The organism is Ignavibacteriales bacterium (genome assembly GCA_020635255.1).
Classification (GTDB): domain Bacteria; phylum Bacteroidota; class Ignavibacteria; order Tepidaquicellales; family Tepidaquicellaceae; genus JAEYVS01.
This window is the reverse complement of sequence record JACKAC010000001.1, coordinates 302,020-318,833: the sequence shown is the minus strand read 5'-3', so window position 1 is coordinate 318,833 and position 16,814 is coordinate 302,020. Positions and strand designations below refer to the sequence as shown.

At 41.9% G+C, this 16,814-nt stretch carries 9 protein-coding genes; all 9 read left to right on the top strand.

The genetic code is table 11. The features are described 5' to 3' along the window. Nucleotides 1–123: 123 nt before the first annotated feature. Entirely contained in the window at nt 124–576 is a 453-nt protein-coding gene (locus H6614_01400; protein ID MCB9242312.1) for an HIT family protein, read from the top strand. A gap of 68 nt (nt 577–644) precedes the next feature. Next, nucleotides 645–3,311 carry a leucine--tRNA ligase gene (locus tag H6614_01395; protein ID MCB9242311.1) on the top strand — a complete coding sequence of 889 codons (2,667 nt, stop codon included), beginning with the start codon at nt 645–647 and terminating at the stop codon, nt 3,309–3,311. Nucleotides 3,312–3,422: 111 nt separating this feature from the next. After that, on the top strand, nt 3,423–5,111 hold the full coding sequence (locus H6614_01390) for a T9SS type A sorting domain-containing protein (GenBank protein ID MCB9242310.1): 1,689 nt from the start codon (nt 3,423–3,425) through the stop codon (nt 5,109–5,111). Nucleotides 5,112–5,129: 18 nt separating this feature from the next. Continuing rightward, nucleotides 5,130–6,857, top strand: coding sequence for a T9SS type A sorting domain-containing protein (locus tag H6614_01385; GenBank protein MCB9242309.1), 1,728 nt, complete (start codon nt 5,130–5,132; stop codon nt 6,855–6,857). Between the two features lie 44 nt (nt 6,858–6,901). Continuing rightward, entirely contained in the window at nt 6,902–8,524 is a 1,623-nt protein-coding gene (locus H6614_01380; protein ID MCB9242308.1) for a T9SS type A sorting domain-containing protein, read from the top strand. Between the two features lie 133 nt (nt 8,525–8,657). Continuing rightward, nucleotides 8,658–9,551 carry a TrmB family transcriptional regulator gene (locus tag H6614_01375; GenBank protein ID MCB9242307.1) on the top strand — a complete coding sequence of 298 codons (894 nt, stop codon included), beginning with the start codon at nt 8,658–8,660 and terminating at the stop codon, nt 9,549–9,551. A 5-nt stretch (nt 9,552–9,556) separates the two neighbouring features. Then, complete coding sequence (locus H6614_01370; protein MCB9242306.1) at nt 9,557–10,273, top strand: T9SS type A sorting domain-containing protein; 717 nt, start codon at nt 9,557–9,559, stop codon at nt 10,271–10,273. A 159-nt stretch (nt 10,274–10,432) separates the two neighbouring features. Then, the gene (locus H6614_01365) at nt 10,433–13,297 is read left to right on the top strand and encodes a TonB-dependent receptor (protein ID MCB9242305.1); all 2,865 of its coding nucleotides are present in this window, start codon (nt 10,433–10,435) and stop codon (nt 13,295–13,297) included. A 20-nt stretch (nt 13,298–13,317) separates the two neighbouring features. Further along, entirely contained in the window at nt 13,318–16,779 is a 3,462-nt protein-coding gene (locus H6614_01360; GenBank protein MCB9242304.1) for a hypothetical protein, read from the top strand. The last annotated feature ends 35 nt before the right edge of the window (nt 16,780–16,814 follow it).

Sequence of the window (16,814 nt, the reverse complement as noted above, 5' to 3'; positions counted from 1 at the left end):
CTAACTACACTGCAATGCCATAGCTCTAATACTATTTATTTACAAAAAACCGTTGGAATTTTTTTCTACTGAAAAAAAGTTCAAAAATCCTTATTTTATAATAAATTATGTAAGCAAATCAACATGACAAAAAAAGAAGACTGTATTTTTTGTAAGATCGTATCGGGAGAAGTACCTTCCTATAAGGTTTATGAGGACGAGAAATTCTTGGGCATACTGGATCTTTTTCCCGGTATGCGGGGCATGACCCTACTAATACCGAAGGAACATTATGACTCTTATATATTTGAGATGCCCGATGACGTGTATGTTGATTTTTTATTGAAGGCAAAAGAACTCGGAAAGAAAATAGATAAAGTACTCGGTGTCCAAAGAACAGCAATGGTAATGGAAGGTATGGGAGTAAATCACGCCCACATTAAGCTGTACCCGCTTCACGGACTGGATGAAGATTTTGCAGAGATAGTCGCAGAAGAGAGAAAATATTCCGATAAATACGAAGGCTACCTTAGCACCCTGATGGGACCCAAGGCTGAAGAAGAGGAATTGAAGGAGCTCCAAAAGCTATTTCTATAAAATTTCATTTCACTTATTTTTCCTTTTTTAATCCATTTAGACAGATCATAATTTAAACTGAAAATATATTGAGGTATAATCATATTGAAATAGAGCAGAGGTGGCAAAAGTACTGGGACGAAAACAAAACTTTCCGTACCCCATCCTTCGATGAACTGGACAAAGACAAGCCCAAATATTACGCGCTTGACATGTTTCCCTATCCCAGCGGTGACGGACTGCACGTAGGACACCCTGAGGGATATACGGCGACGGACATTATCGCTCGCTATAAGAAGATGAACGGGTTTAACGTAATGCACCCAATGGGGTGGGACGCATTCGGACTCCCGACGGAACAGTTCGCTCTAAAAACGGGAATACATCCGAGAATAAGGACGGAAGAGTGTATCGCAAGATTTAAAGCACAGCTTAAGTCGCTTGGATTTGCGTATGACTGGGACAGGCAGGTAAATACCTCTGACAGGGATTTTTATAAGTGGACACAATGGATTTTTTTAAAACTGTATAATTCATATTACGATACCAAAGAGAACAAAGCAAAACCGATATCGGAGCTTAAGATACCGGACGGTCTTAGCGAAGATGAAAAATACGAATATGTAAATTCACAGAGGCTTGCATATCTTGCGGACGGACCTGTCAACTGGTGCCAGGAGCTGGGAACGGTACTCGCCAATGAAGAAGTTGCCGAGCAGACTGAGAAAGGCTATACGGTTGTAAAGAGGTATATGAAACAGTGGAAACTTCGTATCACAAAATATGCCGACAGGCTGCTTCGCGACCTCGACAAAATAGACTGGCCGGAGAATATAAAAGAGATACAACGTAACTGGATCGGAAGAAGCGAAGGCGCGACGATAAGATTCACAATTAAAAGTGAGAATCTTAATGAGCCGGCGGAGGTGGAGGTATTCACAACACGCCCGGACACGGTATTCGGGGCTACGTATATGGTGCTTGCTCCGGAGCATCCGCTTGTGGAAAAGATAACGACCGGCGCGCATAAGACGGAAGTGGATAAGTACATAGAAGACGCTTCAAAAAAATCGGATATAGAGAGGACGGAGCTTTCAAAGGATAAGACGGGAGTATTTACGGGAGCGACTGCGGTGAATCCGGCTAACGGGGCGGAGATACCAGTGCTGATCTCGGATTATGTACTGATCAGCTACGGAACGGGAGCTATAATGAGCGTTCCGGCGCATGATGAGAGAGACATGGAGTTTGCGAAGAAGTTCAATCTCGAGATAGTTCCGGTGGTGGTGCCGGAGAATTTGAAGGAAAGCGCTTTCAAGAAGATAAAGGCGGAAGGTGTTGGCGAGCTGATAATTTCGGGCAGGGGTGTGAAGAATATTACTGAAGGAAATGCGGAGGAGCTGGAAGAGTACCTGGAGAAGGAGCGCCAGGGGGAAGTGTGTTTTACGGGAGAAGGTTATTCGATCAATTCGGGATTTTTGACGGGGCTTCCAACTGATGAGGCAAAGAAGAAGATAATATCATGGCTGGAAGAGAACGGGCTGGGCAAAGGAAGTGTGAATTATAAGTTGAGGGACTGGCTGTTCTCACGGCAGAGATACTGGGGGGAACCTTTCCCGGTGGTGCATTCGGAAGACGGAAAGTATTACGGGCTGAAAGAGAGCGATCTGCCTCTAGATCTGCCGGACGTGGAATCGTATCAGCCGACGGGAACGGGCGAGTCACCTCTCGCGGCGATACCGGACTGGGTGAACGTGGAGATAGACGGCAAGAAGATGCGGAGGGAGACCAACACAATGCCGCAGTTAGCGGGATCGAGCTGGTATTTCCTGAGATACCTGGACCCGAATGACGAGAAGGAATTTGTCGATATCGACAGGGAGAAGTACTGGATGCCGGTTGACGTGTACATCGGCGGTTCTGAGCATGCGGTAGGGCATTTATTGTATTCGAGGTTCTGGCAGAAGTTTTTATATGACCTGGGCTATGTAACGCACGAGGAGCCGTTCAAGAAGCTATTTAACCAGGGGATGGTGCTGGGCGAGGACGGCGCAAAGATGAGCAAGTCGCGCGGAAACGTTTTAAATCCGGATGATATAGTGAGAGACTACGGCGCGGATTCGATGAGGCTGTTCGAGATGTTCATGGGACCGCTGGAGACAGCGAAACCGTGGAGCATGGAGGGCATTGCGGGGATAAACAGGTTTTTGAACAGGGTGTGGAGACTCATAGTAGATGAGAATACGGGCGATATAAAAGCAAGCATTACAAACGATGAGCCGGACGAGAAGCAGTTAAAGATACTGCATCGTACTATAAAGAAAGTTACTACTGATATAGAGGACGGTGACATGAAATTTAACACATCTATCGCGCAGATGATGATATTCGTTAATGAGCTGAACAAGATGAAATCACTAAACAAGTCGGTTGTAGAAAATTTCGTGTTGCTGTTAGCTCCTTTCGCTCCGCATATATGTGAGGAACTATGGATGAGACTGGGAAATGAAAATTCTATCTCCACACAGCCGTGGCCAAAGTATGACGAAGCTCTTGCAAAAGCAGACAGCGTGGTAATAGCTCTCTCTGTAAATGGCAAGGTAAGAGATAAGCTCGAAATGGATGCGGACACCGACGAAAAGGCTCTGGAACAGGCAGCTCTCGATAACGAAAAAATAAAAAAGCACATCTACGGTAAGAATATCCTCAAGATAATCGTTGTGAAAAACCGGATGGTCAATATCGTTGTTAACTAATAACAGCCGGCATCCGCCGTCTTTTTTGTTTACCTCCCTCTGTTGATACTTGACAAATAGCTCATAATATTATAAGTTTATATTGGAGCTAAGGAAACGGAGAAACCTATCATGAAACGCAGGATCAGTATCATCGGCGCCCTGCTGTTTTTTCTTTCCACATCAGTATTTTCACAAAAATCAATTCCACAGCACGACGTATCATTTGTTAGAGAGCAGATAATGCTCGATTACAATGCGGTCTCGACATGGGTCCAGAATACGGGTACGTTTAACCAGGACATCAGGACAAACAATACGCCCGGATTCATGTTCCCAAGAGGATCCCACAGGTTTGCTATTTTCACGACGGGTATGAGCATCGGGGCTTTTATAAACGGTAGATTGCGATTAGCAACCGCATCCTGGGAGAGCGAATTTCAACCCGGCATCATAATAAATATAAACGGTGTCCCCACTCCATATACAGACAATACATTTAAACTATATAAGGTCAGTGAAGAGGACAACTGTCAGACAAACCCGGACTGGGCAAACTGGGGGTTGATGGTTCCTTACGGCGCACCATACACAGATGTCAACGGAAATCTCCAATACGATCCCTGTATCGACACTCCGGGCATACACGGCGCGGGGCAGACGATCTTTATTTGTCTAACAGACGGATTTCCTGAAAATCACAGTCAGTCAACAGGATTCTCCGGAGGAACAAAACCAATGAATTCCGAAGTGCGACTGACAGCATGGAGTTTCGGCGGTAAAGTTGCTCCTGTCCTAACAAATGACCAATACCTCAGATGGCAGATAATTAATAAGAACGACACGGCGTGGAATAAAACCCGGTTTAGTATTGTATGCGACCCGGATATTGGAGACGGAACTGATGATTATATCGGTTGTGATACTGTACGCCAGATGGCTTATGCATATAATTCCGATAACGTTGACGGTATTGGAACTCCTCCCAGCTATGGACAAAACCCGCCGGCAGTTGGAATGCGACTTCTACGAAGCGTAAAGAACAAAAAGTCTCTTGGCGCTGAGATCTACGGATGCACATCAATGTGTTATTTTGTAAGCAGTGCGGCGGGATGGCCCATATGTGAACAGGACCCCCAAGAACCGCTTGACGCATATAATTATATGGATGGTCTTAAAAAGGACGGTTCACACTGGGTAAATCCTTTGACATACCAGCAAACGAAATTTACATATCCGGGAAATCCTCTGGGATCAGGCTGGACAGAATTTACCGGAAAGGTGGATAACTGTGGGTCAGACAGCGGAGCTTTTGTACCTTCTCCCGGAGATGACAAAAGATTTGTCATAACAACAGGAAAGGACAATCTGACTTTGGAACCGGGCGATACGATGGATGTCATAATGACACAAATAATAGCTAAGGGGGCGAACAATCTTAATGCTGTAACAAAATTATTCTTATATAGTGATGCGACAAAGCAATTGTTCGATTATTTGTATATCGACGATAACCCAGCACTGGGCATCGAGCCAGTAGTGAATCCCAGTATTCCCTCCGGATTTTACCTGTCGGATAATTACCCGAACCCGTTTAATCCGGCTACAAGAATCAATTACGGTCTCCCAATTGATTTTAAGCTGGAGATAACGGTGTATGATGCCGTAGGCAACGAGGTTGCAAAATTATTCGATGGGATGCAACAAGCCGGGAATTATACATTAGAATTTAACGGGAATAATCTTGCGTCGGGGGTTTATTTTTTGAAGATGAAGTCGGGTGCATTTATTGTAACCAGAAAATTGATGTTACTAAAGTAAACTGATTCAAAAAAAAGAATGAGAAATAAAACATTAAATATTCTATTACTGTTTTACATGTTGTTTTTAGTATTCCCTACCTATGCCCAAAAGAGTATCACAGCCGGGAGCGACTTTTATTTTATCAAATCCCAAACTCTGTTCGATTATAATAACATTTCCACATGGATCCAGAACTCGGGTACATTTAACCAGGACATTAGAACTAACAACACACCCGGATTTATGTGGAAAAAAGGCTCAAATAGATTCGCTGTTTTTACTACCGGGCTAAGCATAGGCACATATATAGACGGAGCTTTAAGGCTTGCTACCGCTTCGTATAACGGTGAATACCAACCAGGTTATATCAGACTTCCGACCGGTCTTAAAAAACTAAGAGCCTATTCCGACAGCACATTCAAAATATATAAGGTAACGACCGGTGACAACTGCATAAATAACCCGGACTGGGCAAACTGGGGTTCGATGATTCCATACGGTGCCCCCTATATAGACGCAAACCTGAATTACCAGTATGATGCATGTATAGATACGCCCGGTGTGGCGGGGGCAGGACAGACACTCTTTGTATGTCTTACGGACGGCTTCCCGGAAAACCACTCTCAATCAGAGGGACTATCCGGCGGTACACGTCCTATAAACGCAGAGGTAAGATTGACGGCGTGGGCATTTAATAATGAATGTACTAACTTATTCAGAGATACTCAATTTTTCCGGTGGCAGATAATTAATAAGAACGATGTAAAGTGGGACAGCACAATATTCAGCCTCGTGTGTGATGTAGATCTGGGAGATGTGCAGGATGATTATATAGGTTGTGATACAATAAGGCAGATGGGATACTGTTATAATTCGGATGATGATGATGGTGGCATGTTCTATGGATCTTATGGATTAAATCCACCTGCAGTTGGTATGAGAATCTTACGGAGTGTAAGAAATAAGCGATCCAATAATGCAGAGAATTTTGGTATGAGCAGTTTTGTATTTTTTACCGGCACCGGCTCAGGAGGTGTCATATGTGAACAGGATCCACAGCAACCTTTGGAAGCTTACGACTTTATGAAAGGATTAAAGAAAGACGGCTCATCGTACCTGGTACCCACAACATTACAACCAACTAAATTCGTGTACCCGGGAAATCCGGAAACCTTTACAGGATGGTCCGAAAGAGGGACAGACGGGATCGACTCTTTAGCAAAAGTAAACAACTGTGAAAGTTATGCTGGTGATGTATCAGTATCTCCCCCAGGCGACAGGCGGTTTATAATCTCAACAGGCAGACCAAATCTCACAATTAACAAGCTCGATACTATGGAGATCATAATGACACAGCTTATAACAAAAGGTAATGATAACTTCGACGCGGTAAAAAAATTAAAATCTAACAGTGATCTGGTGAGAAATCTTTTCACTGTATTTTACAATGATGACAACCCTGTTATAAGCCATTACCCGATTAATTCCAATCCCTTACCAACCGGATTTTATCTGTCGGACAATTATCCTAACCCGTTTAATCCGGCTACAAGAATCAATTACGGTCTCCCAATTGATTTTAAGCTGGAGATAACGGTGTATGATGCCGTAGGCAACGAGGTTGCAAAATTATTCGATGGGATGCAACAAGCCGGGAATTATACATTAGAATTTAACGGGAATAATCTTGCGTCGGGGGTTTATTTTTTGAAGATGAAGTCGGGCGCATTTATTGTAACCAGAAAATTGATGTTACTAAAGTGAAGAATATAGGAATATACATCAGCATTTTTATAACATTGTCCGGGATGAATACAGCTTTTGGACAGTATCAGGGAGTCTTCGAATCAAAACAGATGAAACTAGATGGTTTGAATATCAGCACACTTATATCAAACCGGGGAATTTTTAATCAGGATATTACTATGAATAATTTTCCCGGGCTAGAATGGCCTAAAGGGGGTATGAAATATGCATTATTTACTTCCGGAATTACAATAGCAACATATATCAACAATAGCCTGAAAATGGCAAGTAATTCATGGACAGGTGAATACAGACCGGGGTATATTCAGCATGAAAACGGTACACCAACTCCATTCACCGATGAACGATTCAGAATATATAAAATTACTAAAAATGATAATTGTAATAATAGTACAGACTGGATCGAGTGGGAAAAAATGATCCCTTTTGGTGCGCCCTACACAGACAGAAATAATAACTGTAGTTACGAACCATGCATAGATATACCCGGTGTAGAACACTCTTATCAAACCGTCTTTGTACACCTCACCGACGGATTTATCGAGAGTCATACCGCAAGCGAAGGGTTTGGCGGAGGGACTTCGCCTGTTTTCGCTGAAATGATTATCACTGCTTGGACATATTGGGAGCTGCGAGACGTGCAATATTTTAAGTTTACAATTATTAATAAAAATGATACACCCTGGACAAAAACGAGAATTGCCCTAATGTCCGATACCGATCTTGGTGATGCTTCGGATGATTTTATAGGATGCGATACTTTAATGAATCTTGGAATTTCTTATAATTCCGATAACTATGATGGCTTTGGAGGTATAATTTCGTATGGACTGAATCCTCCATCTTCCGGACAAAGGATCCTTAAAGCCAAACTCAATGATGTGAATTATTCTAAATTACTTACTTCGTTTATAAGGATGAACAATACAGGAAGCGGACAGATCACATGTGAAAGGGAACCAGCCAACCTTATTGAAGCGGTTAACTTCATGAACGGATTAAAAAATGACAGTACTCCATTTCTTAATCCGACAACATTTCAGCCGGTAAAGTTAATCTACCCGGGGGACCCCGATCTTTTTACAGGCTGGTCAGAGAGAGGCACTGACGGAGATTCTTCTATTGGGAATGTATTAAACTGCAACGGTAATTTGACCGGACAGGTTGCACCGGGTATTCCGGCTAATAAAAGATATGTAATGGGAATCGGTCCCTTTGGATTTAACATGAACCCAATGGATACATTAACAATTTATATGTCACAGATGGTTGCCAAAGGATCAAACAATTTTAACGCCGTAACAAAACTAAAACAGTTGAGTGACCAGTCTCAAAGAGTTTTTGATTACTTTTATAATGAAGATTACTGTGAAGCCAGCAATATTATCTCAATTCCGCCGACAGGATTTTATCTGTCGGATAACTATCCTAACCCGTTTAATCCGGCCACAAGAATTAATTACGGTCTCCCAATTGATTTTAAGCTGGAGATAACGGTATATGACATTGCTGGCAATGAAGTTGCAAAATTATTCGATGGGGTGCAAAAAGCCGGGAATTATACATTAGAATTTAATGGCAAAAACCTCGCATCAGGCATATATTTTCTAAAAATGAAGTCAGGGGCCTTTATTGTCACGCGCAAAATGATGCTTTTGAAGTGAATGGAGCGATAGATTTCCGGTTCTTCAGAGTAAAAGTAGGAATGTTAAAATAATAATTAAGCGATGATAATTTTTGGTATTGACAATATCTTAGATAGAAGTAATATTGTCATAAAGACAAAGGACGACAAAATTGCAAGAATCGGAAATCTTACAAAAACTCCAGGAGCTTGGCTTTAAGGAATACGAATCACGAATATTTCTCGTTCTTTTAAAGGGTTCTTGTCTTAGTGCAACAGAGATCGCAAAGAAAGCTAAGATACACAGAACGGCAGTATATGACATATTAAAAAAGTTTGCTCAAAAAGGTTACTGCAACGAAATAGAGACAAACACAATATTAAAGTACGAGATCATAGATCCGAAGATAATTCTCTATAAGATAGAGGAGGATTTTCAAAATGAAAACAGGGAAAAAATATCTAAACTCAAAGATACCTTTAAGGATCTCCAGCCCCTTTTCAAATCGGATCATGACAAAGATGCCGATACCAGTGTAAACATCGAGTTAATACGAGGTTTTAACAGACAGCGACACACAAAGTTTATAGAGCTGTTTAAGCAGGCAAAGAAGGAAATATTTTTTATGATACGATTAGAAGGACAGATCACGGATGAAATGGATGAGATGGCAATAAAGTTCTTTGAAAAAGGCGGAGTCGTAAAATCCATCTACGAAGCAAGCCTTAAGTTTAAGATCATAAGAAACGACAATAATTTTAAAAGCGAGGTCACACTAGATGACCTAATAGAACTATGTGAAGGATATGAAAAAGGCGGTGAGAACGTAAAGATCTCGACGATGGAAATTCCCAACATGACCATATTCGACCGTGAGATAGTATTTATAAACATAGAGGATAAAAACGTACCCCGTCATAACCGTTCTGACATAATAATAAAGAACGAAGAGTTCGCTCACAGGATGATAGACCTGTTCGACAGCTACTGGGAAAAGGCATTTACGACAAGCGAATTGAAAAAGATCTACAATAACAAAGATTCAAAATCCTTTACAGTTAAATAAGCCACATGGAGGGTGCAATGGCTAAAATAAAACAAAATATCACATTAGGCGTATTAATTGCGCTAATATCCGTGACCACAGCGTACTCGTCGGTTGACATTCCACTGCTGGAAGGAACAATCTACAGTTCCCAGACAAATCAGCCGGTACGCAGCGGGCATGTAGAAATACTGGATTTTAACATGAATCCGCCTCAAGTTCTTTACTTAGGCGCGATCTCTACTTATGGTACATACAGTTTAACGAATTTAACATTTAACGAATTGGACGGGATAAGGATAATGGCTTATCCGAGCGATATATCATGGGATAAATTTAGTAATCTCGACGGTGGAAGTACGCCCCCTCCCCCCGGCAATAATCCCGGATCGAACGGACCGGTAAATATCCAGGAAGCCCAGGTAATAGATAATATATACACGCTGGATATATTCGTAGACTGGATCGAAAAGGCTAAGTCGTTTGAACTTCAGCAAAATTTTCCGAATCCATTCAATCCAAAGACTGTAATAAGCTTTGGTATCCCGGTTGCTACGAATGTAACGCTCAAAGTGTATGATATGAGCGGAAAGGAAATAGCGACACTGTTTAATAATGAATTTTTATCCGAAGGCTTAAGGAGGGTCGAATTTGATGGCTCAAATCTGGCAAGCGGAATATATTTTTACTCGATAATAACGAGTGAGTTCTCTGATATAAAGAAAATGATCTTAGTAAAATAAACTTTAAACTTATAAACCTTTTTTTTACCAAAAAAAGAAGGCTGTAAGGATAAAAGCAGAGATTTGGTTATCTAAAAGTCTAGAAATTGCGCCCTCAATACTAGACCAAACTTAAAAATCTTGCCTAACTTACAGCCTCTTAAAATAGGAGAGACAAAAATGAGACACCCAAAAATTCTCTCCAAAGGATTTTTGTCAGTTATTATTGTAATAATTTCCTATCTATTTGTCAATTCATCTTCTTATGCTCAAACTACGGGAAGTATAGGAGGAACTGTAATTGACGCCAATGATAACACACCTTTGGAAGGCGCCATAGTCAGGATAGTCGGGACCAATAAGGCTACCCAGACCAACGAAAATGGCGAATATAGAATAATTAACGTAGATGTCGGAACTTACAGCGTTCAGGCCGATTATATTGGGTACGATAGTATAATCGTGCAAAATATAAAGGTCTCTGTTGATAAGGTCGCGAATGTCGACTTCAGAATGGGTGAAGTAGGCGGTTTAGTCATTGAAGGAGGCGATATTATCGCCCAGCGAAGCGCCCTCGACGTCACCCAGACAGGTTCGATCGTAACCGGTGAACAGATAGAGAATAGAGGAACGAGAGGTATCCAGAATATTGCAGCCCAGACATCAGGTGTTGTAACCGATGAAAGAGGTCAGAACATCAATGTCAGAGGTCTGCGTTCAAACGAAAACCAGGTTATCATAGACGGTGTTTCTACGACGAACCCCGTAAATGGTAATTCAACAGGTTATGTACCCAACAGCCTTTTGCAGGAGATCGCGGTATTGACCGGTGGATTTGGTGCTGAATACGGAAATGCTCTCGGCGGACAGATAAACGTTACGACGAGGAGCGGGTCAAGCAGTTATTCAGGATCGATCGAAGCAATAACAGATGAATTTAACGGAAGCTGGGATAACACCACCGCACAGGGATACAATCTTTATAATGTGTCTTTTGGCGGTCCGTTAATTCCTTCAAAGAACCTGGCATCGGTAATAAACTTTTACACTTCTGTAGAGCGGCAGTATCTTAAAGTCAGGGGACCAAGCTGGATAGCCGATCAGTTATTCGAAGACGGTATCATTCCTAACTACAGCCAGCAAATCTGGAACTACAGCGGAAGACTTACATTCGACCTTCTTTCATTAAAGAACGGTCCGCCCATCACATTAAAGATGGGAGCACTGGTAACCGATAACCACCAGAGAAATTTTGTACAAAGTTATCTTAAGAAAAATTCAAGCAGGAATCCATTACAGCTTATTAGGGATAACCAGTATTACGCTAGGATCTCACACCAAATATCGGATAATTTCTTCTATGAACTACAGGGAAATTATTACAATTCAATAGACGAAACCGGTGATGCATGGTTCCTCTCAGATTGGTTTGCATACGGTGACACTTTAAGCAACCCGGGTTTGACAGTACAGGGTAACGTACTTGGTGACGATGAATCGACAGGAAACGTATTCAGGAAATATGGACGAGTATTCAATCAATACGACAAGAAGGAACTTAATTACCTTGGCGGAAAGCTAGATGCTTCGTTAAACCTCTTAACCAAAAAGACCGGTAAGCATGAACTTAAGTTTGGCGGTGAGTACAGATACCACACACTTAAGAAAGTATTTTTAAATCCAGCCGGTGTAGCAAACAACCCGATAGACCCGAATACAGGACAGCTTGCAGTAAAGCCGGAAGATCTATGGTTCGGACGAAACGTACTGCTAAACTCATATGGATATGACATTCGCGATCAATACGGCAACCAGATTGTATCTGATGAAGATATTAACTCAAAGCATCCAATCATTGGAGCTGCTTACCTAAGAGATAAAATAGATTTCGGTGACTTCCTGGTTAATGTTGGCTTACGTATGGATTACCTAGACGTTAATACAGATGTAATAAAGGATCCTTATGATCTTATAGGAGCAGACGGTCAGCTCCTAAGCTCAGACGACTATGAACAAAGCTCTGCGGACATTAATATCAGCCCAAGGCTTGGATTCTCATTCCCGATCACCGATAAGACAGTATTTATAGCAAATTATGGCAAATTCGTTCAAATGCCACCTTTAGATTTCTTATACATTAATAAACTTGCATTCCAGAAATTCTTCTCAAACTCAGTACAGAACGTTGTTGAAAACTCATCACTGCAACCTGAAAAACTGACATCTTATGAAGTCGGTTTTAAACAGCAGGTAGGTGACATAGTAAATTTCGGCGCAACGGTTTATTATAGAGAAACAACCGACCAGATCGGAATAACAAGAATAGCCGGATCGGCAACCGTACCTTCCGGTTATGCTCTTTACTACAATTCCGACTTTAGTATTTCAAGAGGTATCGATTTTTATCTAAGTATGAGAAGAACTAACAGGCTCTCAGTAGATATTGCTTATACACTTCTTTATGCATCAGGTGTAGGATCAGATCCAAATACTAAGTTCGCACTCGCAAATAACCAGACAGGTGAACTTCCGGTATTTGAATTCCCGCTCGATTATGACCAAAGACATACCGGAATCATTAATGCTGATTACAGATTTGGATCGGATGACGTACCTAAAGGATTCTGGGGAGGAGTTCTTTCAAACCTGGGTCTAAACACACTATTTAGCTTTAATAGCGGAAGACCATATACTTCAAGGGACCTTCCAAAGGGAGCTTTCCTCGATGACGGCAATGCAGTATCAACAAAGAATGAAGTGTATACCGGATGGAATCTAAGACTCGACATGAGACTGGATAAGACTGTGAACATTTGGAAAACATCCTGGAATTTCTATATCTACGCTTTGAACGTACTTAACAGCGAATTAGTTAACAGCGTCTATGGTGCAACAGGAAGTCCCTATGATAACGGATACCTGCAAACACCAACAGGAAGTATTCAAAGCGAAGTTTACAAAGAGAATTTCTATGAAAGGATAAAGACAGTGACTAACTGGGGAACGCCAAGACAGATCAGGTTCGGATTGAAAGTCAGTTTCTAAAACACAAAACATCACGAAAAATGAGACACAGAATTATAATAATAATATTGCTAATGCTCCTGAGCGCGGGGGTGATCGAATCAAAACCCCGCGTAAGGATCATCGGCGCGGATGATCCTTATAAACTGACACAAGGTGATAATCCGAACTCGTTCATTAAGTCACAAACGCGTTTCGATCCCAATAATGTAGATACGTGGATTCAAAACTCGGGTACTTTTGATCAGGATATAAGGACAAATAATACACCGGGATTTATGTATCCCAAAGGTTCTAATCGATTTGCGATATTTACAGCAGGGCTATCTATAGGAACTTACATTGAAGGTTCACTTAGACTTGCAACAGCCTCATATAACGGTGAGTACCAGCCGGGATATATTGATAACGGTACCCCGGTTTCATCTGACATTTTCAAAATATACAGGGTCTATGATACTGATGTACCAGGTGTAAACCCGGATTATGACAACTGGGGACTAATGGTTCCTTTCGGAGCACCGTATGTAGATGTAAATCAGAATGGTACCTACGACCCGGGAACAGACAGACCGGGGATCAAAGATGCAACCCAAACTATGTTTGTCTGTTTGACAGATGCATTTCCAGAAAATCATTCTCAAAGTGAAGGATTTTCCGGCGGTACTACTCCTATAAACGCACAGGTACAATTGACTCTCTGGGCATATAATACTCAGGGGCTTGAAAACCTGCAGTTCGTCAATTGGGTAGTTATTAATAAAGGCAGTAAGGCATGGAATCAAACACATTTTAGTGTTGTAGTAGATCCTGACCTTGGTGATGCCCAGGATGACTACATTGGATGCGATACTGCAATTGTTCAAAGGAAAGTAAACGACTTTGCATATTGCTACAATTCGGATAATGTTGATGGTACCGGAGCACCGCCTACCTATGGACAAAATCCTCCTGCTTCAGGCATGGATTTCTTTAAAAGTCCTGAAATATTCACAGGGAATCCATCAGACTCAGTTGTGTTTTACGATCCTCCGGGATCACCCAACAAAAGGGTTAAAACAGGCTGGAGACTTCTAGGGCTAACATCATTTATGTACTTTACAAATACCGGCTCAGGAGGAGCTACATGTGAGCAGGATCCTCAACAACCGATCGAAGCATATAACTATATGACCGGTATTAAAAAGGACGGAAGTCCTTACCTGTACCCGTCTAATTTACAGGCAACAAAATACTGCTATGCGGGAGATCCCGAAACAGGAGCAGGCTGGACAGAAATAACAGGCGTAAACAATACACCATCGCAAGCATATGTAAACAACTGCGGCGGTACAACCGGTACGGTATCGGTAAGTCCTCCCGGAGATAGAAGATTTATCTTTAACTCCGGCGATGCAAACTTTACAATAAACCCAAACGATACACAGAGAATTGTATTAGCCCAGTTCGTTCAAAAAGGCTCCAACAACCTGAACGCAGTAACTAAATTGAGAGAACTGGATCAGGTGGCTCAGAATCTTTTTAATGCTAACTTCAAAGTTAATCCTCCTCCACCATTACCGGTTGTAGATTACAGTATTCAACAGGCAAGTGACATCGGTACATGCAATATTACGCTTTCATGGGGAGATACTTCCGAGATGTATAGAATACTTGACACCTTGTTACAACCGGCAGCTGACAGCAGTTATCTCGTTTTCCAGGGATATGAGATCTATGAAGTGAATAGATCGGCAACAAGCTATCCGGATTTTACGGATCCAAGTACATTGTTTACGGACAATGTTTCACTACTTGCTATCTATGATAAGACCGATAATATTGGTACTATTCTGGATACTATTGAAGTAACTGCCGGCGACACTACAATAAAGAGTATTATACCTGTAGTCCCTCCGTATGGTTTTGCGGCGCCGGATGGATTCCCAAATGGCGGTATCAACCGGTCAATAACTATTTCAAAGACCAACTTCCCTGATGAGAATGGAGGAAGATCTGATCTGATATATGGAAACACATATAAATTTGCAGTTATAGCATATGCAAACAGAACTCATCCGACAAATTCGAGCCAGAGGACGATAATAACAAACTCGATCCTAAGCGCAATAATCACGATAACACCGGAAGCCCCTGTTGCGGGAACGGAATATACACTTCAAAACTCCGACACAATAAATACGAACAGACGCGACCTTGGTGTAATACCTGTTGTCGTAAATCAACAGCAATTGATCACAGCACAGTATAAGGTTCTGTACAGAGCGCCTGATACGACCTATAATGTCCTTAGAAGCGTCAATAATGGTACATCATACGATACGCTGAAAACCAATCTTAAATACACATCAGGTTCAGCGCAGGATTCAGCAAGGATATTTGACGGTGTATTGATCGAAGCTAAAAAGATAAAGAGCTACAATACCGGCGTCATCAGAGACCTAGTCGATGAGACAGGTACAATGCTTTCACCGGACAGTATCCAGACCCGAAGGAATGGATGGGATTACTCACCTTCGGCAAACAGAAACCTCGAAGGAAGTAAATTTATATATAGCCCGGACAGACCGTTCCAGTCACGAATGATGAGCCTGTCCTGGCCGACACAAACTACATTTAACGGTCAGCCCTCTACAATAAAGGCTAACCAAACCAGGAATATAGAGATAGAATTTACAGGACCCGGTAACGGACAAAAAGCTTACAGGTACCTGGATACCTCTGCAACTCAGAACATTTTCCTTATTTATCAGGATTTTGTGGATGTTCCTTTCAAAGTCTATGAAGTAGATCCAACTGACAGCTCCGGAACCGGCAGAAGACAGGTAAACGTTGCATTCGTCGTATCTAATGACGTAAGTCCTGCACCGGCAGGATGGGAACCTTCTGCCGATACACTGGGCGGCAAGCTTGTAACATACATTATGAAATCCGATTACAGCTCGACTCCGGATCCATTCTACACAACGAAAAATCTTTATCTGCAGCAGCAACAGATCGACATTATGTTTGTCTGGGCGCCGAAGTTGATCAATGCAGGTGGTTCTGCATACGTAACCGGTGATAAATTCACCATCTACCCATATACAATAACGGAACCGAATATCGATCCGGGGTATCCGCTGTATTACGAATTTTCAACAATCAAGCCTGTCGTAGGAAACAACGAGCTTGCCTCGACAAGGAATGATCTCGAAAAGATAAATATAGTTCCGAATCCGTTCTACGCTTTCAATTCATTACAGACAAATTTAATTAACAGGTTTGTAACGTTTAGAAGGCTTCCGGAACAATGTACAATAAAGATATATACCCTTAACGGCGATCTGATAAGAACGCTTAATAAGGACGATCAGAGTTCAACGATGCAATATGACCTAAAGAATTTTGATAACGTACCAATATCGTCAGGAATGTATATAGCGCTTGTGGAGGCACCCGGCATAGGTAACCGTGTATTGAAATTCGCTGTGATGACGGCTCAAGAGAGAATCGACTTTTAAATAAGTAAACCGGGAATGTCCGTTTAGTGGACATT